A 20,379-nucleotide genomic window follows, 5' to 3' on the forward strand; every position below is an offset into this window, starting at 1 on the left:
GGTAGGGGCGCATTGACGCCTCTACCCGTTTTTTACTTGCACGTGATGGAAACCGACACCATACCGTCAGCAGGAGGAGATCCAGTATCATGAGCATCGCGCGCAAGATGATAATGGGGTATGTCATTCTGATTCTTATTCCGGTTATCGCCCTGGGAAGCTACATGTACTTGTTAATATACGGAAATTTGACGCAACAATTCGTTGAAAGCCGGCAAAAAATTTTAGAGCAGGCATACGCCAATATGAAGGGGGATCTGAACCGAATCGCATCGGTGTATCGGGTATTGCAATATAATCCTTATGTAACCGATTATTTGGACGGTAAATACCTTTCCGATCTGGATAGCATTTATGCCTATATTCGCTATATCAGCCCCGTATTCACCCAGTCGCTCTTTGCTAATCCGGAGATCGATTCTTTGATGATCTACAAAATGAAAGAGCAGGTACTTCCTATTACCGAGCAATTTATCGATGTGTCCGGTATGGACCCGGAGAAGAAGGCGATTGCCCTGTCACTGAAGCCGGGGAGCGGCAAATGGACGATTCTCCACCCGAATGGGAGTCAGCCCGAGCTCGTTTATTTGCAAAGCCTATACAACACGTTGATCACGGAAAGGATCGGCATCCTTCAGATTCACGCCGGCGACGAGCTGCTAGGGAAATTTTATCAAGCGGCCGGTGTGGAACGAGATTGGAAAGCATACCTGCTTAACGATTCGGGAGAGCCGCTGCACGCCGGCGGAGAGCTGCCGGAGAAAGTTCAAAAGATGATTAAACGGGTGGACTCGGACCAGCAGAACGCCTATTTCATTAATCGAAAAACCATTATCAACCAAATGTACCTGGAGGACCTGGGTGCCCGCATCGTGATTGTCGGACAGATCCGCGACGTGTTTCACGGGATCAAAGAAAAGGAAATCATTATCGTGGCCGCGATTATCGCGTTGCTGACGGTTTTATCACTATTCTATTACGCACTCTCGTCGATTATCGCCAAGCGCATTCTTCGGCTTGCAAGGCATATGCGCTCTATTGACGACGACAATATGAAGCAGATGATCGTCGAAATGGAAAAGCCGGGGAAACAGGACGAGATCGGATTTCTGATCACTGCCTATAACAACATGATTGGGCGAATGGATGAGCTGATCAATAACGTTCATCGCGCGGAGCTGCGAAATAAAGAGGCCGCATACAGAGTGCTGCAAGCGCAGATTAAGCCGCACTTTTTGTACAACACGCTGGAAACGATCCGAATGCTCGCCGAAACGAACAATGACAAAGAAGTTGCCGATATTGCGTTCTGGTTCGGCAAGCTGATGCGATACAGCCTTTCCACCGGAAAGGATATGACGATGCTGGACAAAGAAATAGAGATCATCCGATTTTATCTGGATATTCATAAAATGCGTTTACAAGAACGATTGACTTACGAAATCGCGGTCGCGGTCAACGCCAAACGCTTCGCTTGTCCCAAATTTATTTTGCAGCCGCTCATCGAGAACTGCATCGTGCACGGCATCTCGAACGTTCTGCGTCCCGTTCATATCAGAGTGGAAGCCTGCGAAACGGAGGAAGAGGCACGTATCGTGATATCCGACAACGGATCGGGAATCTTGCCTGAGAACTTACGAAAAATTCGCCAAAGGCTGAACAATAGCGAAGCCGGCATGCCGCAGGAGGGAGAAAGAGGCTGGGGATTGAGCAACGTCGCCGCAAGGGTCAAATCGTTCTATGGCGGAGCATCGCGGCTCGAAATTGAAAGCGAGCCCGGCAAGGGAACGATACTGACTTTATTCCTGACTGGAAGGATGGTGAATACAGATGAAGATTCTGATCGTGGATGACGAGCCGTTGATTCTGGGCGGACTGGTTAAAGTCGTCAAGGAGGCCGCCCCGGCCTGCACGGAGGTGCTGTCAGCCGGACACGCGAAAGAAGCGATCGAGAAGATGAAGACGTTCATGCCAGACGTAACGGTTACGGATCTCCAGATGCCAGAGCAAAACGGCTTCGAGCTGATTGAGGAAGCCAGGCAGAACGGGCTATGCGACCGTTTCATTATTCTGACGGGCTACGACGAATTCGAATTTGTTCGCAGGGCCCTGCGATGCGGCGTCATCGACTATTTGCTGAAGCCGATTGACAGAGATGAAATAGCCGTTTTGCTGAAACAGATCAGAGACGAGCTGCCCAATACTACGGTTGATTCCGAATATCCGCAGCATGCCGCAAAAATTCTTTTATACTTGGAAAGGCACTACATGGAGGATATTTCACTGGATAAGCTTGCCGAGCTCGTGAGCCTTCATCCGAATTATATAAGCAGTCTATTTAAAAAAGAAACGGGCATGAATTTTGTCAATTATTTGCATGAATTACGGATCCGCGAGGCGAAGAAGCTGCTGGAGATTGAGCAGCATCTGCCTGTTAACCAGATCGGGCAGCAGGTTGGCTACGAGGACAAGCATTATTTTACAAAAGTATTTAAGAAATACACGGGCATGACGCCTGGATACTACAAGGGAATCGTCGGTGCCGCGGATACTGCGGAAGGGAACGATGATTGACGGTTGAGCCTGCTTTTCTAAGATAGACCGGATGAATACGGATAACTAACGACATGAAATCCGGGAAGCGTATGCATGAAGTAAATCCGGGTTAACAAAGTAAAAAGATGAAAATTGTTAAGAATATTACGGGGTATATATAATGAAAGCGTACACAATACATTCATACATTCTGCATAGTTACCAAAAAAGAATGGGGGAAAGGGAAGTGAACGAAAAGAAACGACAGAAGTATTATGCCAAGGGAGTGACGGTGGCGATGGCAGCCGTCATGCTGCTTTCGGCTTGCAGTGGCAATGACGGAGGTAACAACAAGGAGCCTGCAAAGACAAATTCGTCTGACACAAACGAAGGAGTGACGGTTGGAAACAGCGGGGTCGCGGAACCGCTGGGAAAGTATGATCCGCCAATTGAAGTGACGACCGTTCGAAGCCTGAGCGATGTCGTCGAGAACAATGTGCTAGGCGTTCTGAAGGACGAAACGCTGGAAGACAACAGATGGTCCCGAGTGTACGAGGAGCAGCTCGGCATCAAGATTAAATATAATTGGGTCGTCAAAGGCTCGGATAACTCTGATCAATACTTACAAAAGATGAATGTCACACTCGCATCCGGGGATCTGCCCGACATGATCCCGGTTAACGCCATTCAGCTGAAACAGCTTGCGGAATCGGACCAGATCGAAGACATGACCGAGCTATACGAGAAATACGCGTCCCCGCTTACGAAGGACGTTTTGTCTCAGGAAGGGAAAAGCCCTTTCGACGCCGCGACTTTCAACGGCAAGCTGATGGCCATCCCGCAGGTGGATCCGTCAATCGAACGCTCCATGTTCATTTGGATTCGCACAGATTGGTTGGATAAGCTTGGACTCCAGCCTCCGAAGACGATGTCGGACGTGCTCTCGATTTCGAAAGCGTTTACAGAGGACGATCCGGACGGTAACGGACAGAAGGATACGTACGGCCTTGGTATGACTAAAGGACTCTGGGGCGGAGCCATGGGGCTGGAAGGATTCATGGCCGGCTACAAGGCATACCCGAATATTTGGATTGAGAATGAATCCGGCCAGCTTGAGTTTGGCAGCATCCAGCCTGAGGTGAAAAAGGCTCTGCAGGTGATTCAGGATATGGTGAAACAAGGGCAGATAGACAAAGAATTTGGAACCAAAGACGGTGGCAAGGTTGCAGAGCAGATTGCATCAAGCAACATCGGAATGGAATATGGCGAACAATGGAACTCCATCTGGCCTCTCCAGCTGAGCAAAGATAACGACAAAAATGCGTCATGGCGGGCGTTTCCAATCGTATCGGAGAATGGCGAAACGCCGAAGGTGCCGCAGAAGTTCAGCACTACGAAATTTATCGCGGTCAGGAAAGGAACAGAGCATCCGGAAGCGGTAATCAAGCTTTTCAATATGCACCTGGAGAAAAACTGGGGTGATACGGCTGAGTTCGATAAATATTATGCTCCAAAGGAAGCCGAAAGCGTATGGCAACTATCTCCGGTAACCCCAGCTCCGCCTAAGAAAAATCTTGAGGCGTTCCGTCAGATTGACGCGGCTCGCAAAGCGGGCGACATGTCGACGCTTAAGGGCGAAGCCAAGACGATTCAGGAAAAGATTGATCTCTATACTTCAGGCTCTGAAGAAGGCTTTGCAGTATGGGGTTGGGAACGTATTTACGGTCCTGAAGGCTCGATGGGCATCACCGATCAATACGATAAAAACAACCAGTTTCTCCTTGACAAATTCGTGAGCGCGCCTACGCCAACGATGGTGGAGCGCAAATCGACGCTGGAGAAGATGCAAAACGAGGTGTTTATCAAGATCATCCTGGGCCAGCCGATTGAGGAGTTTGATAAGTTCGTCACGGATTGGAAGAAGCTCGGCGGCGATCAAATCACGCAGGAAGTAAACGATTGGTACGCATCCAATAAGTAGAGGCGGACAGGGGGAGGTGCATCTTGGTGGCTCTCCCCTTCATTTTGCCCAAGCATCGGAGGAGATTACGATGAGGAGCGCAAGGACATGGAGAGAGCTTCCTTTTCACTTGATGATATTACCGGCTTTATTGTTAATCGCGGTCTTTTCCTACATCCCGATGGCCGGAATCACGATTGCTTTCCAAAAATTCATTCCCGCAAAGGGGCTGTTCGGGCAGCAAAAATGGGTAGGATGGGATAATTTCAGCTATGTATTGGAGCTGCCAAGCTTTGGGCAAGTGCTCTGGAATACGCTTTACATTTCGAGTTTTAAGCTTGTGCTCGGCCTGCTTGTACCGATCATCTTCGCGATTCTGCTAAATGAGCTGAAGAATGAGACCATTAAGAGGTCGATCCAAACGACGATTTATCTTCCTTATTTTTTGTCATGGGTTGTGCTTGGCGGTATTCTGATCGATCTGTTGTCCCCCTCGGGCGGCATTGTTAACGCATTGCTGAAGTCTTTTTCCATCGAACCCGTCTTTTTTTTGGGGGACAACAAGTGGTTTCCGGCTACTCTGATCGTCTCGGATATTTGGAAAAGCTTCGGTTACGGCACTATTGTATATTTGGCGGCAATTACCGGCATCGACCCGGGCCTTTATGAAGCGGCAACGATCGATGGCGCGAATCGATGGAAGAAGGCCTGGCATATTACGCTGCCCGGCATGCGAATGGTCATCGTGCTGTTGTCGGTGCTCAGTCTCGGTCAGCTGTTGAATGCGGGATTCGATCAGGTGTTCAATCTCTACAGCCCTCAGGTGTATGAGAGCGGCGATATTCTCGATACGTTTGTGTACCGGATAGGACTTCTAGATGCACAATACGGCGTAGCTACGGCGGTCGGCTTCTTTAAATCAATCGTATCTCTCGTCCTGATATCGGGCTCATATTTCCTCGCCTACCGATTTGCCAAATACAGAATATTTTAGGAGGTTCCAACATGTCAGGTAACTCTACCAAATCGGCATCTACTGTCATGTACCGCTCGCCAGGAACCGGCAAACGTTTCGACTGGTTCGTCGTCGTTAACGCTACTTTCCTGATTGTGGTTGCCGTTCTGTGCGTGCTGCCGCTCCTCCATATTATCGCCTTATCATTCAGCTCCAGCGCCGCTGCATCCGCAGGCTACGTAAAGCTGTGGCCCGTGGACTTTACGCTGGCGTCGTACGATTTTACGGCAGGGAGGGAAGGCTTCTGGCGATCAATGGTGATCTCCCTGGAGCGGATCGCAATTGGTACCCCGCTGAATCTTTTGCTTACGATTCTGGTTGCCTACCCGTTGTCCAAGGAGACGCAGCATTTCCGTTTCCGACTCGTATATGCCTGGATTTTCTTCGTGACGATGCTGTTCAACGGCGGCCTTATCCCTTGGTACGTGACGATTAAGCAGCTTGGATTGCTCGATTCCATCTGGGCGCTGGTATTACCTGGTGCGGTTCCGGTGTTCAGCATCGTGCTGCTGCTTAATTTTTTCCGTGAAGTACCCAAAGAGCTGGAGGAATCCGCCATTATCGACGGAGCAGGGCAATGGACGACCCTATGGCGTATTTATGTGCCGATATCCAAGCCGGCGATCGCAACGCTTGCGCTGTTCTCGATGGTGGAGCACTGGAACAGTTGGTTCGACGGCCTCATATTGATGGGGAATCCTGTTCATTATCCGTTGCAGAGCTATATACAAACGATCGTCATCCAGATGAACTTCGGATCGATGTCGCGTGATGAACTGTTGAATTTGGCTCTGATCTCGGATAGAACATTAAAAGCGTCACAAATTTTTCTTGGCTCACTCCCTATTATCGCCGCTTATCCGTTCTTGCAAAAATACTTTGTCAAGGGAATCGTGCTTGGAAGCGTAAAAGGATAGCGCAGCAAGTACCGGGGAAGGCGGTGTATTCTAGAGGAAAAGATCAGGGGGAAACTGTTTTGGTTAGACGTCCCGAATTCTCATTACGAAATACGATCTTCATCCGGTTGATCGTCACCTTTCTGCTGATCATGGTGCCTGTCGCGCTGCTCGGCATTTATATTTATCACTGGAGCATCCGAACCGCGAGCGAAGACATCTCGAAGACGGCCGTCTCCCAAATCTCGTTCTATCTGAACGATCTGGAGAATGAAATTGAGCGAATGAAGCTCCTTCAGTACGGCTTTGTGGAAGACACCGATTTGAACAATCTTGCTATCATTTGGGAATCGATGGGCGACATTGAACGGATGGAAAGCATCAATTCGGTTCTGGGACGTGCCATTACAATGCAGAACAGCAGTGACTATATTTTGGATGTCAACGTTCATATTCGGGCGGTCGGCAAAACCATTTCGGCCATTTACGGCGTTAGAGATTTTGACGAAAAGCGTTACGAGGCTATGCGTGTACTGTTAGGTAAGCAAACCCAATTGACGGAATGGGAGGGTCATCTTCTCCTTATAGCAGCCAAGCCTGCCGGAACGATGGAAAGAGAGCCGCTCTTCATCGTTGAAATCGGGCTTGATAATCTGAAGCTCCAGGAAGCGCTGCAGCAATTTAATGTGTATCCGGATAGCTCTGCCGTCCTTATTACCGGCCATGCCGGATTAGTTCTCGAAAGCGGACAAGGAGTCGATCGGACAAAGGACGTGGAAGAGCTTAAGAATGATCTCTCGAAGATAGCTGACGGCAATTCCGAATCGCTTGAGCTTGAAGGCCGCTCCTATTTCGTTTCCCATGCTTACTCCAGTCAACTGGTCATGTCCATTTACCGGTTTATCCCGGAGCAAATCGTAAGAAGGCCGCTGGACAAGTTTTATATTTGGGCTTGGCTTTTCGCGTTTGTCACGCTCATCATCATTATGGTTTATGCCTTATCGACATACAAGTTTATCCACAAACCTCTGCTTAAGCTGGTCAAAGGATTCCGCCGTCTGGAAAGCGGTGATCTTGAGCTAGCCATCGCGCATGATTCAAACGATGAGTTTCGTTATATCTATGCTCGTTTCAATCAGATGGTGGCCAATTTGCGGACGCTTATCGATCAAGTGTACAAACAGAAAATTTTGGCGCAGCGGTCGGAATTGAAGCAGCTTCAATCGCAGATTAATCCGCACTTTCTGTATAACAGCTTTTTTATCATCAACACGATGGCCAAGATGGGAGACAATGAGCGGATCGAGCAGTTTTCGGTTCAACTAGGCGAGTACTTCCAATTTGTGACCCGTAATGCATCGGATGAGGTGACGTTGAAGCAAGAGATTCATCATGCAAGGATGTATACCGAAATTCAGAAGCTGCGGTTTTCACGACGAATTCAGGTCCGGTTCGACGATTTGCCTTCAGCGTTTGAGGAGATACTGGTTCCTCGGCTTATCGTGCAACCCATTATTGAGAACGCGTTCGAACATAGTCTCGAAAAAATGGCGCGAAACGGCTTCATTTCGGTTCAATTTGAACGCATCTTAAATTGGGCATGCATTATCGTGGAAGATAACGGGAACAGCTTGAGCAACGAGGAGCTTGAGCGAATTTCCCTTGCAATTGTACATCAGGATGACAATTCTGAAACGACAGGAATGGTGAATATCCATCGCCGGCTTGTCATCACTTTCGGCGAGGGGAGCGGCCTGCACTTATCTCGAGGGGAGCTTGGAGGAATCCGGGTAACGATCCGAGTACCGCTGAGGGAGGGTTAACCAATTGTATAAACTGCTCGTTGTGGACGACGAAGAGATTATAACGGATGGATTAGCTGAAATTCTGAGCGGTCTGGGCATACCGGGGCTGGATATTCACAAAGCTTATTCCGGGAGCGAAGCACTGGATTGGCTAAATGACAACAGAATCGACATTGTTCTCTCAGATATACGAATGCCTGAAATCGGCGGATTAGAGCTGATGGAGATCATTCGCCGGAACTGGCCGAGATGCCGGATCATTTTCTTGACGGGCTATAATGATTTTGAATCCATTTACAAGGCGATTCAGGCATATGGCGTGCGATATTTGCTGAAGACGGAAGGCAATGCCAAAGTGATTGCAGAGGTGCGTGAAGTTTTACGGGAGCTGGACGGAGAGTTGCGGAGGGATCATCTTCTGCAGCGGGCGACGGAGCAGCGCAACACGCTGGAGACACTGGCGCATGGCGATTATTTCCGTCATTTGCTGTTCGGTACCGAAGGAAGCATGTCGACAGCTAGAGCGGAAGACTTCCGGAAGCTGAATATTTTGCTCGATCCTCACAATCCGGTCCTGATGGTTCTAGGCAGTTTGATTCGGACAAGGTCACTGCCATCGTTTACCGAGAGGCAGGAAGCGGCGTTAGCCGTCAAGCTTCTTGGTGACGGCTATTTCAGAGAAAAAACAAGATCCGTAGGGCTGATTGACAGATATGGCGACCTGCTTTGGTTGATTCAACCGGAAGACTGTACTCCGCCGGTCGAATCGGCCCGGACGTATGAAAAAATCATGCGGTTTCTTGAAGGTACATTAGAGCATATCCAAGCCGTCTGCTGCGACTCCCTCCAATTAGAATCGTCTTTTACCGTCTGCAGGACGCTTGTCCACTGGGAAACTTTACCAGATACCTATGACAGAATCAGGCAATTGCAGTACAACCGGGCTGGTGACGGCGCAAACATGGTGATGACCGTACAAATCGAAGGGAACGATCCGGCCGGGCAGACGAACGAGCGAGTGCGCAGCGAGAAGTTCGAACAGCTTGCCGGTCATTTGGAAGGCGGGCGGAAGGACGCTTTCATGGAACTCCTGCAAGAGCTTTTTATGCCCATCGACACCGGACGGCTGGCGGAAGGTGCCCAAGCTGCGGAGTTATATTATTCTTTGGCCTTGGTGCTTATATCCTACATTAACCGCAGACAGCTTCACGAACAAGTTCCGACAGCGGCATTGCTGCGCTTTGATGCGCATTGCTCGTGGCAGGAAGGCTTTGTTTACCTCTCCAGGACAGCAGAGCTGTTATTCACGCTTAGACGAAATGTCGAGAACAGCAGGGCTGCTGAAGCCATGGCAGCAGTCTGCCATTATATTGAAAAGCATATCTCTGAAGAGCTTTCGCTTGTTCGGTTGGCTAAGTACGTTCATTTCAACCCGTCTTATCTATCCCGCCTTTTTAAACAAGAGAAAGGTTTGAACGTATCGGAATACATTGAAGACGCAAGAATCAGGAAAGCGAAGGAGCTGTTTGCATCAGAAGATCTGAAGATCCAGGAGATCGGGACTCGGGTCGGCTATGATTCGCCGCAATCCTTCACTCGTTTCTTCAAGAAAGCAACCGGGATGTCCCCTCAGGAGTATCGGGACTTCGCGAGGGAATCCGCTCAATGACTCGCTTGTGCATTAATAGAACAGGAGGCTAGGCTGTCTCGTGTATAAAAAATGGACTCGCTAAACCCAAACAGGGACGCTTCGAATGAAGAGTCCCTGTTTGGGTAACCATACCTTATTTGATTTGCAGACGAATGACGTTCCACGAAGCTTTGTTCAGTATCGCTTGGACGTTTCCGTTATCAACGGCAGATTGGCCTCCGGAATGGGGAACGACGTTGCGCGGATTCGATTTTGTATTGACGGCTTTCAGATCGTCGCTCTCCAGCACGATATGCTCAATTACCCGGGCATCGCCGAACGACCGGACATCCAAGCTGAGCTCCATTTTATCTTCAAGATGACGGTTGACCGCAAAGATCGTAACTTGGCCCTGCTCCTCGTTATACACGCTGACCGCATCCAGATAAGGAACGTCCGTGAAGTCCTTCGAATCGTATTTGTCCGAAGATATAATGGATTGAAGCACGGTACCTCTGCCGTAATTCGACGCGTGCAGGAATGGATAATAAGTCGTTTGCAGCCAAAGCGATCCGTTCGTTTCGGTCATGATCGGCGCGATTACGTTAATCAATTGAGCGATGCAGGCCATCTTCACGCGGTCGGCATGCTTGAGCAGCGTTATAAGGAAGCAGCCGACAGCCAGCGCGTCTTCGTGCGTATACACGTCCTCGAATTCCGGAGGAGCGATCTGCCAACGTTCCTCTGCGCGGCTGGATCCGATGGAGTTCCATACATTCCATTCGTCAAGCGAAAGCATCAGCGTCTTCTTGCTGCGCTTCTTCGCCTTCACATAATCGCAAATCGAAGCCACGCTATGGATGAATTGGTCCAGATCCAGCGATTTGGCCAGGAAATTAGGCGTATCGTTATTGTTGTTATTGTAGTAGGTGTGCAGGGATAAATAGTCAACATTCTCGTAAGATAAATCCAGCACGGTTGCTTCCCACTCGGCGAAAGTGTCCATGCCGCTGCCGGAGCTGCCGCAAGCAACGAGTTCGATCGACGGATCGACCCATTTCATGGCTTTGGCCGTTTCGTTTGCCAGCCGTCCGTATTCTACCGCCGTTTTTGCGCCAATCTGCCATGGACCGTCCATCTCGTTCCCGAGGCACCATGTTTTGAAACGATGAGGCTCTTTGTAGCCGTGAGCAATGCGCAAGTCGCTCCAGTAGGACCCGGAAGGGTGGTTGCAGTATTCCACCAGATTTCTTGCCGCGTCGATTCCCCGCGTTCCCAGATTGACGGCCATCATCACTTCCGTGCCGGCAAGCTTGGCCCAATCCGCGAATTCATTCGTGCCTACCGCGTTCGTCTCCGTCGTCCACCAAGCGAGCTCCAATTGACGTTTTCGCTCCGATAGCGGGCCTACGCCGTCTTCCCAATTGTAGCCCGATACGAAGTTTCCGCCCGGATAACGGATGATGGGAACGTTCAGCGCTTTGATCGCCTCGATGGAATCCTGCCTGAAGCCGTTCTCGTCGGCCGTTGGATGCCCCGGTTCGTAAATACCGCCGTACACGGCTCGGCCCAAGTGTTCGATAAAGGATCCGTAAAGCCGGGGATCGACGGCGGAAATGGCGAAATTTTTGTCAATGAGCATATTGGACTTTAGCATTAGCATAACCCTCCATAGTATTAGAATTTAGTCTAAAGCGAATTCATAAAGTTGATATCTTATTTAATTTGTATCATAATATGAATATAGTAACAAGAAAATATTTTAGGATTCGTAAAATTATTAATTCTAATAGAGTTAAAGGGTGGCGCTATGTTATTAACGACGGATTCGGTTTCGCTTAAAGTATATGAAGCATTAGCAAGCGAGGCGCGTTTGAAAATCATCGACTTGCTGTACCGGAAGGAGATGTCTATTAAAGAGCTCGCGGCTGAGCTTTTCCTTAGCAACGCGATCGTAAGCAGCCATGTGAACAAGCTGGAGCAGGCGGGAATCGTAGGAAGCCACATGAGGCGGGTGAACGGAGGCACCTACAAATATTGTCATGTCAAGCAAGAGTATATGCAAATTAAGCTCTCGCCTATTTTCGAAACCGCGACGACCTGCCAAGAGATATCCGTGCCGGTCGGCCATTATACGGATTATGAGGCATGGCCCACCTGCGGCATCGCCACGACGACGAAAATGATCGGCCAGTTCGATCATCCGGCCTGCTTCATGGACCCGGAAAGGGTGAATGCCGGCATTCTTTGGTTTGCCCGCGGTTTTGTCGAATATAAAGTGCCTAACTACTTGCGTAAGGATCATCAGTTGAAAGAAATCGAGATCTCAATGGAAATTAGCTCGGAAGCGCCTCAAGTGAATGAAAACTGGCCATCGGACATTTGTTTTTCGCTAAACCATAAGAAGCTGGGGATTTGGACGAGTCCAGGGGATTTCGGCGAACAAAAAGGGAGATTGACTCCGGAGTGGTGGCATTCGGACGTCAATCAATATGGCGTATTGAAGGTGCTGCGCATCAACGAAAAAGGAACCTTTATCGACGGCCAGCGAATTTCAGATATAAACCTTAACGAATTGCAACTGGATACGCCCTACTGGACGTTCAGCATAAGCCCCGAGGATGCCGCTTTCGGGAGAGGAGGGTTGACGCTTTTTGGCAAAGGCTTCGGCAATTATAATCAGGATATCTTAATCCGGTACTATTATGAGCATCTCTCCTGATTCGTACTGCAATAGGACGATCATCCAACGCAACCTGTCCAAGGTTGCGTTTCTCTGTGACGACCAATTTTGATGATGATGGTCAAAAAAGATAACGCATTCAAAATTATAGATTCCATTTCGTTTCATGGTAATATAATACATATGATTGGGAGGAACGATTCATGGGTAAAGAAGGTCAGAACGAACGGCAACAGAATCTCAGTGATTCACCACGGTTATCTCAGCAAGAGACGTATAACAATGTGACACTAAACTACTTGTCTAATGATGGTTCTATTATTCAACGCGCCAAGAAAGGCCCACAAGTTTTGAGTCCGGTTGACATGCTTCGTCTTCAGAATTCAGTTGGGAATCAGGCTGTCGGGCAGCTGCTGCACTCAACAACGGGCAGCCCTGTTACTCAGCGACAGGATAAGTCTGCTTCCTATCCAAATAACGAAGAGTACGATTATGCTAGGCATGCCCCAACAGTTGCTCAATTCGTTGCTAATAACGATTCGTCTAAAGATAACACAGGTTCTAAAGCAGTTATTCAGAGAGTCGTAACCAAAAAAAAATGGGGGAAAAAAGGTAAAAAATATCGCTGGATGAGCAGCAATACAGGCAGAGCCTACGGCACAAAAGAAAAGGCGGAAGAGGAAGATAACAAAGCTGCCGGAACAGTCGTAAGTTCAATTACAGCCAGCACTTCTTCCTCTGATGCTGCTTCGGTTAAGACTGATAAAAGGGGAGCAAAACGAAAAGCAGATACCGAGATTGATAAAGACGACATTAAAAGTGATGACAGTGATGACGTTAAGGATGAAGTTGATAGCAAAGATGAGGACAGCGATGAGGGTAAGGATGAAGTCGAAGTAAAGGAAAGTAAAAGAGAGAAAAAAACAAAAGTTGAAACTGAGGTTAATTCGCGGCCAAAAAGACGAAAAGTAGTACAGGTTAAAAGTATGGATCTGCATTTCCGAAGGCCACTCTATACAAAAGAAAGTGCTCATAGAGATGCAGGCGGTAAAAAAACGACAGCCAAGTTAGGGCCTAATAGCTTAAAAGGGATGGGTACAGATGCCAATTCCAGTTTACCAAAGGCTATCGTAAGGGCGAGACAAGACTATCCTGACAGCCATTTCAAGGCAGGACACTTATTGAATGCCGATTTTTTTGGGGATGGGAAAACCTCAGCCAATTTAACGATCCTGACCTCTTCGGCCAATACTTCAATGACAGCATTCGATAACCCTATCAAGAATGCCGTAATGACACTCAAAAAATTGTATGAAGGGCTATCTTCTGCTCTTGTTGACATCTCTTCGATTAATTATGGGATAGATGTATCCATTAAGGTTTCAGACGAGAAATGGGGAAAAAAATATCCTGATAATTGCATAGCAAAGAGTGTTTCATGTAGAGCGGTTTTATCTGGAAACCATAACCTTGGTTCTTACGACCTGTCTGAGACACAGATTGACATATTTAAAGGAATGATCAAACAGATTGAAGCTTTCGTAAAACAAGCTAATGATGCCGGAGATATTGATAATACACCCTAGTGCATGAAATATCTATTCACTAGTAACTTAGATCCCTGAGCCGATTTCCGCGCCGTCCGGGCAGCTACCCTAACACTGGTGCAGGGATTGATCGAAGACGAGCTTCGCCGTGCCGGGGTGGAGACTTTAACATGATAAATAGCGGTGACCAGGTATGGAAGGGGATATGGCAAAGGTACAGGACTTCGAATCTATGGATATAACCGGCATAATCATTTCATCATATTTGTATGGAAACCCCGCAATGGATACAGGATTACAAATCCGCGGATTATAGGCGTTTCCTCTTTCCTTGCGTACGATAGGGTGGTAAGTCAATCATCCTATTGTCCAATGGAAACAGGAGGTCACTAACTAATGACGAAAACAAGTAACGACCGTAAAAGAAGCTGGCAGCGGGTCGCGCTCGTAGGTTCTCTTGTATTGCTGGTTATAAGTGCGGCTTGTTCGGGCGGCGCCAAACCGGCGGACCCAGGCGGGAACGCAGATTCGAAGGCGGAGAGCGGTCAATCTGCACCCGATAAGCCTTTCGAACTGAGTATCATGACCGTGCTTCACACGCCGGAACTTCCGGAGGATAAAGTTCTACGGTTAATTGAGCAAAAAACGAATACAAAGTTGAAAATTAACTGGGTGCCGAATGCCGCATATGAAGAAAAGGTGCTTTCGTCGATGGCTACCAGTACTATGCCTCAAGCCATTTATGTAGGAAACGTGGCGATATACAACAATTTCAAAAAGTCGCTGCGCGAAGGACAATTTTGGGAAATCGGTCCTTACCTGGAGGAATACCCCTATTTACGCAATCTGGATCCGGCCGTATTGAAGAACAGTTCCGTTGACGGTAAGATTTACGGAATTTATCAGGCCACGCCTTTATCCAGGCAGGGGGTTATTTACCGGAAGGATTGGGCGGACAAATTGGGTCTGAAAAGGCCGGAATCAATCGATGATCTTTACAATATGATGAAAGCGTTCACAGAGCAAGATCCCGACGGCGACAAGCAGAAGGACACCATTGGTTTGGCGGACAGAAGCGACCTCGTGTACGGCGCATTTAAAACCGTCAGTTCGTACTTCGGTACACCGAATAACTGGGGGGAGCAAGATGGGGAGCTTCGACCGGAATTTATGTTTCCGGCTTACATGGAAACGATGAAATTTTTCAGAAAGCTGCAATCCGAAGGCTTAATTAATCACGATTTCCCGGTTACGAGCAAGCCGGATCACGAGGCTTTGTTCAAGTCCGGGAAAGCCGGCATGTTCGTCGGCTGCATTTGCGCCGCCCCGGGGTATCAGCGGGACATGACCGCGTCGATGCCGGAAACAGTCTTGGATGTTGTAAACAGGATCAAAGGTCCGGGAGGAGAAGTTGGCGTATGGTCCGTTCCGGGGTATGGGAACATGGTCTTATTCCCGAAATCGACAGTGAAGAGCGAAGAGGAACTGAAGAAAGTATTGGCTTTTTTCGATCAACTGATGAAACCGGAAATTTATAATTTACTGAATTACGGGATAGAGGGAGAGCATTATGAGATCGTAGACGGACAAGCGAAGGTGTTTAAAGACCCGGAGAAAGCGGCGATCAACGATCGGGAGGTTCGTCCGCTACTAAGCTTGAGAATCGGCGGTCCGGAAACAGTCGACGGGTTGGTCGGTTACGCGGATACGGAGCTGGCTCAATTGACTAACGATTCGATGGCCGACAATAACAACATTCTGATTAACGACCCAGCGGTGGCTTTCGACTCCCCGACGAGAGATCAGTCGGGTGTTCAACTCCAGCAGATTATAACGGATGCTACTTACAGATTTATGATGGGCAACCTGGACGAAGCGGGCTTTCAGGCTGCAATTGATAAATGGTTGAAAGACGGCGGCGGCAAAGTAATTGAAGAGATCAATGAGCAATATCGGACAACAAAATAGGTGGTAAGAGAAACGCGGAAGAGAGACTCTCTTCTTTCAGCTGCGTCATTTCAACTAAAGGACATCTACCGCAGCTATCGCTGCGGTAGAAAGGGTGACGCTTGACTTGTTTAAGGGGCGCATGAAATCAAAGGGCGAGCCTCGTTCGATTGGCTCCAAGCAATGGTCTGAGCATACGAATAGCGTATAAAAAACAGCCGTTTACCTGCTGCTTTTTACACGCTATTCTTGTTTTGATACCTTATGAATCAGGCTTGGCGTATTTCGCCCGGTATTGCCCGGGGGTCATATCCTCCTGCTTGCGGAATGAACGAATAAAGTTTTGCGGGTTATTATACGTTAGCCTCTCGGCGATGTTCTTCACCGACATCTCCGTTTCGACGAGCCACTTTTTGGACATGTTCAGACGGTACTGCGATAAATATTCGCTGAAGGTCATGTCGGTCTCCTTCTTGAAGACGCTGCTTAAGTAGAAAACGTTATAATGCAAGCGGGCTGCGCATTCCTCGAGCGTAATGTCGCTTTCGAACTCGTTGCGGATGATATCGATGATTTGTTCTGAAATGTTCTGGTACTGAGACGATTGCCGATCCTGGAACACGCGGATCATCGGTACGATGATTCGGGTTTTGTACCAGCTTTCGATTTCCGAGTGCACATACAGCTCAAGGAGCTCTTCGTATAGCGAGCTTTCCTTGATGTCCAGCTGTTCCAATCGGATCCCGGCTTCCTGCATGACGATCATGAGCCCGTTCAACAGCCGGATAAGCGAAATCTGATATTCATGCGGCGTACGGTCCTTGAGGAAAACTTGCTCGAGCCATTGCTTGAGCAGCGAGAAGGCGAGTTCTTCATCGGCGAGTTTGATCGCATCGATGAGCTGATTCTCGATCTGCATCGGGTAGAAATACACCTGCGTATGCTTGCCGGAGTTCAAGCTGAAGTAGGGGACGATAACGCCCTTGCCCAGCTTCAACCGGTGCTTAAGCGATTCCAAGCCTTCTTGGTAGGCGCGCGCTGCGCTTTTCAAGCTTTTGAACGGCAAGCTGATACCGATGCTGACATCCAGATCAAGGTAGCTGCGCATATTTTGCTGAATGGATTCCGTGAGCTTATAGATATAATCATTAAAATGATCCGGGGACATGCTCTTCCCGCCGATCAGCGTCACCTGGGTTTGATCCACGATGACGGGAGGAAGATGATCCAAGGCAGGGACGATCTCTTCTATAATGTTGCCTGCAGCGAACAATAATAAATCTAAATCCTTCTGCTCGTAGCGGGTTTCCTCGAGAATGTCGATTTGAAGCGTCAGAACGGCGAGGTGACTCCATTCCGACACCTGGTCGGTATATCCGAACAGCGCAATCTTCTCCTCAATTTCGGAGGGGCTGCTCTGGCCCTGAAATAGCTTATGCAGGAAGAACGTCCGCACTTGCTGGCTGTTCTGATGCAGCTCGTGACGGAGCTTCGTATTGGAGGCGAACAGATCCTGGATATGCTCGTCGATGACTTGAAGCTCGTTCTTCTTGTTCGCTTGGGTTTCCGGCAGACGGTCGGCGATCTGTTGGAAGATGGCCCGAATCGGCGTATATACCTTGCGGCTTCCGAGCCATACGAGCAAGACGCATAAACAAATGATCAGTAAGCAGACGTACAGCGTGAACCAACCGATCGAGTGCGCTTCCTTCGTAAATTCGGACATTTCCGTGAAAGAAGCATAGGTCCAACCGTTAAACTCGGACCGGACATAGGTCACCGATATCGTCTCGTTTCCCATGCTTGTCTGGAATTGACCGGTACGTCCCGTAAAGCGGGACGCGTCGGATTCATGGATTAAGTCCGTCTCTGCCAAGGTCCTGCCGAGCATCGATACGTCGGGATGCACCAGAATGTTTTGATTCTCATCAATCACCATGACACTGCTTCCGGGAAGCTGATTTTCCAACATGTCCGCTAAGCTGCAGCTCGGAATCGTCGCAAGGGCGACGCCCCGTTTCGATAAGGTGTGAAGCGGCATCTTCTTAACGAGCGTTAAGGTGATTGGGCAGGCGTAGCTCGATGTGTCGCTTGCTCCAAGCGATCCGGTCTTTAGCATCACCCAATTTGTGCTGCCTTCGAGCTCGAGGAGACTCGGGAGCGCCGTCCCTTTAGAGAATTCCTCGAACGAGGACAATCCCCGGTTATGAATCACCCAGTTCAAGGAGGCGTTGGCCAGAATAACGTCGGTCACCATCATCTCCGGCGATTGCAGGAGATTCAGCTCCTTTTTCATCTGGTTATAAAGCTGAAAGTCGTTAAATGTCAGCGGGCGGTATAACGCATCCTGCACTTGATTCGTGTTAATAATGTAATTTAGCGTATAGTCGATTGTCCGCAGCACCTGCTCTATGTTCCCGTTCAGTTGATTCATCATCTGAATATTGCTCTGATTGACATGAGTTTGGATCGAATCCGATGATTTCATGTAAGAGAAAAACCCGAGCGTAATGATCGGGGCTATGCTGATGGCAAATCCGAATAGGACCAAATTGGTATACATGCTAAATTTTCTCAATTTAATAGATTCGCCGCCTTTCGATAGATAACCCCATTGTATAAGATTAATGTAAACGCTTCAATTAAAACCTTTAATAATCCTTGGATTTGATCTTGTCAGCTGGAAACAGGGTACTCATGAAAAAGACTGCAGATTATGCCATAATTGAAGAGACAGCCACACACGGGAGGAACGAGCCTATGAATCGGAAACCATCGATCTTGTTTATGCTAACGATTTTAGTGTTAATGACAGTGCTTACAGCATGCGCGAATCCGCTAGCGGGGGGTGGAGGCGTATCTCGTGAATCCGCTAAAGTTGGAGATCGGGGCACTATCACGATAATGGCGAATCTCCACACGCCGGAAGTGCCGTCCAAGAAGATCGAACAATGGTTAGAAGAGAAGATTGGCTCTGAGCTCGACATTCAATGGATACCCGATGGCAGCTACGAGGAGAAATTTAATGCTTCCTTGGCTACGGAATCGCTGCCCGAGGCGGTATATTTAAAGAACGCCGACATGCTGGACAGGCTGCGGGATCCGATCCGGAACGGGATGTTCTGGGAGATCGGGCCCATGCTCAAAGACTTTCCCAATTTGCAGAAGCTTAAGCTCGAGGTGCTGCAAAACACTTCAGTAGACGGCAAAATATACGCCCTATATCAAGAGCGTCCCTTATCTCGCCAAGGACTGATCTATCGGAAGGATTGGGCGGACCGTCTCGGCCTTGAAGCGCCGCAAACGATTGACGGGTTCTACCATATGCTGCACCAATTCACCTATGGCGATCCCGACGGAAACGGTCTGCAGGATACCTTCGGATTAACGGATCGAAGCGATCTGGTCTACGGCAGCTTCAAAACCGTCTCGACTTACTTCGGAACACCGAATGGCTGGGGTGATGAAGCCGGTAAGCTTTTACCTGAATTCATGTTCCAGGAATATAGGGATACGATGAATTTCTACCGTAAGCTGCATCAGGAGGGGATGATGAATCAAGACTTTCCTGTGACGGCAAAAGCAGACCAATTGGATCTTTTCATTTCGGGAAAAGCCGGCGTATACATCGGGGCGATGGGTGACGTTTATAATCTCCAGATTAAAGCGACAGAAGTGAACCCTCTTGCTGTATTTGATGTACACAACCGAATCGCCGGACCTAAGGGAGAACGGGTTTGGGCTTCTATAGGCTTTGGAACGGTTGTTTTGTTTCCGACCTCGTCCATACAGACCGAGGAGGAACTGCGGGAGGTCCTCTCGTTCTTCGACAAGCTCATGGAACCGGAATTCGCGAATTTGCTGAGGTGGGGTATAGAAGGAGAGCATTATAACCTCGATAACGGAGTGGTCGTTCCGACGGCAGATATCGAAATGACGAATAAGGACGTCAAGCCGTACCAAGCGATTGAAATCGGGGGGCCTCTAACGATCATGGGCTATTTGGAGTCCAACTTTGATATGGGTGTCAAAGATAAGGCAGAGACTTTGACGCTTGATAATAATTCAATTCTGGTTCATGATCCGACGTGGCCGTTCGAATCGAACACCTTCAATGAACGGGGAGCCAGACTTCAAGAATATATTCAGGATGCAACGTACCAGTATATTTTAGGATTGATTGACGAGGCCGGCTTTCAAGCGGAAGTGGATCGTTGGCTTAGCGAAGGCGGGCAGGACATCATCGATGAATATAATGTATCGTATCGGAGCGCTCCCTGATCGTACCTTCAGCGCATATACGCATAACAAAGGTATCTTCCACAAGCGCTATCCTTTGAATGCAATATTTGGAACTTATA

13 protein-coding genes are annotated in these 20,379 nt (G+C 48.6%); 11 read left to right on the top strand and 2 right to left on the bottom strand.

Annotated elements, in window-relative coordinates; translation table 11 throughout:
- The first annotated feature begins 89 nt into the window (after positions 1 to 89).
- The 7 genes from H581_RS0104235 to H581_RS0104265 all read left to right on the top strand — a co-directional run bounded on the left by H581_RS0104235 (position 90) and on the right by H581_RS0104265 (position 9,880).
- Positions 90 to 1,853 (top strand): sensor histidine kinase, encoded by a 1,764-nt coding sequence (locus H581_RS0104235; RefSeq protein WP_028608941.1) that lies wholly within the window; start codon positions 90 to 92, stop codon positions 1,851 to 1,853.
- Complete coding sequence (locus tag H581_RS0104240) at positions 1,831 to 2,574, top strand: response regulator transcription factor (protein WP_028608942.1); 744 nt, start codon at positions 1,831 to 1,833, stop codon at positions 2,572 to 2,574. Before H581_RS0104235 ends, H581_RS0104240 begins: the two co-directional genes overlap by 23 nt.
- Before the next feature lie 259 nt (positions 2,575 to 2,833).
- A complete protein-coding gene (locus tag H581_RS0104245) occupies positions 2,834 to 4,516 on the top strand; it encodes an extracellular solute-binding protein (protein WP_245599919.1) in 1,683 nt (560 codons plus the stop codon).
- 70 nt (positions 4,517 to 4,586) lie between these two features.
- Complete coding sequence (locus tag H581_RS0104250) at positions 4,587 to 5,489, top strand: ABC transporter permease (protein WP_028608944.1); 903 nt, start codon at positions 4,587 to 4,589, stop codon at positions 5,487 to 5,489.
- Between the two features lie 47 nt (positions 5,490 to 5,536).
- Entirely contained in the window at positions 5,537 to 6,427 is an 891-nt protein-coding gene (locus H581_RS0104255) for a carbohydrate ABC transporter permease (RefSeq protein WP_028608945.1), read from the top strand.
- A 59-nt stretch (positions 6,428 to 6,486) separates the two neighbouring features.
- Positions 6,487 to 8,229 carry a sensor histidine kinase gene (locus H581_RS0104260; protein WP_028608946.1) on the top strand — a complete coding sequence of 581 codons (1,743 nt, stop codon included), beginning with the start codon at positions 6,487 to 6,489 and terminating at the stop codon, positions 8,227 to 8,229.
- Positions 8,230 to 8,233: 4 nt separating this feature from the next.
- Entirely contained in the window at positions 8,234 to 9,880 is a 1,647-nt protein-coding gene (locus H581_RS0104265; RefSeq protein ID WP_028608947.1) for a helix-turn-helix domain-containing protein, read from the top strand.
- Between the two features lie 115 nt (positions 9,881 to 9,995).
- On the opposite strand, the gene arfA is transcribed toward H581_RS0104265, so the two are convergent.
- On the bottom strand, positions 9,996 to 11,504 hold the full coding sequence (gene arfA, locus H581_RS0104270; protein WP_028608948.1) for an arabinosylfuranosidase ArfA: 1,509 nt from the start codon (positions 11,502 to 11,504) through the stop codon (positions 9,996 to 9,998).
- Between the two features lie 147 nt (positions 11,505 to 11,651).
- On the opposite strand from arfA, the gene H581_RS0104275 reads away from it, so the two are divergent.
- The 3 genes from H581_RS0104275 to H581_RS0104285 all read left to right on the top strand — a co-directional run bounded on the left by H581_RS0104275 (position 11,652) and on the right by H581_RS0104285 (position 16,039).
- Entirely contained in the window at positions 11,652 to 12,563 is a 912-nt protein-coding gene (locus H581_RS0104275; protein ID WP_028608949.1) for an ArsR/SmtB family transcription factor, read from the top strand.
- A gap of 164 nt (positions 12,564 to 12,727) precedes the next feature.
- Positions 12,728 to 14,110: a hypothetical protein gene (locus H581_RS0104280; RefSeq protein ID WP_028608950.1), complete on the top strand. Its 1,383-nt coding sequence runs from the start codon at positions 12,728 to 12,730 to the stop codon at positions 14,108 to 14,110.
- Positions 14,111 to 14,467: 357 nt separating this feature from the next.
- Positions 14,468 to 16,039 (top strand): extracellular solute-binding protein, encoded by a 1,572-nt coding sequence (locus H581_RS0104285; RefSeq protein WP_028608951.1) that lies wholly within the window; start codon positions 14,468 to 14,470, stop codon positions 16,037 to 16,039.
- A gap of 241 nt (positions 16,040 to 16,280) precedes the next feature.
- On the opposite strand, the gene H581_RS0104290 is transcribed toward H581_RS0104285, so the two are convergent.
- Positions 16,281 to 18,581 carry a helix-turn-helix domain-containing protein gene (locus tag H581_RS0104290; RefSeq protein ID WP_211231445.1) on the bottom strand — a complete coding sequence of 767 codons (2,301 nt, stop codon included), beginning with the start codon at positions 18,579 to 18,581 and terminating at the stop codon, positions 16,281 to 16,283.
- Between the two features lie 197 nt (positions 18,582 to 18,778).
- Between H581_RS0104290 and H581_RS0104295 the strand changes: the two genes are divergently transcribed.
- Positions 18,779 to 20,299: an extracellular solute-binding protein gene (locus H581_RS0104295; protein ID WP_028608953.1), complete on the top strand. Its 1,521-nt coding sequence runs from the start codon at positions 18,779 to 18,781 to the stop codon at positions 20,297 to 20,299.
- The last annotated feature ends 80 nt before the right edge of the window (positions 20,300 to 20,379 follow it).

Source organism: Paenibacillus harenae DSM 16969 (assembly GCF_000422465.1).
Classification (GTDB): domain Bacteria; phylum Bacillota; class Bacilli; order Paenibacillales; family Paenibacillaceae; genus Pristimantibacillus; species Pristimantibacillus harenae.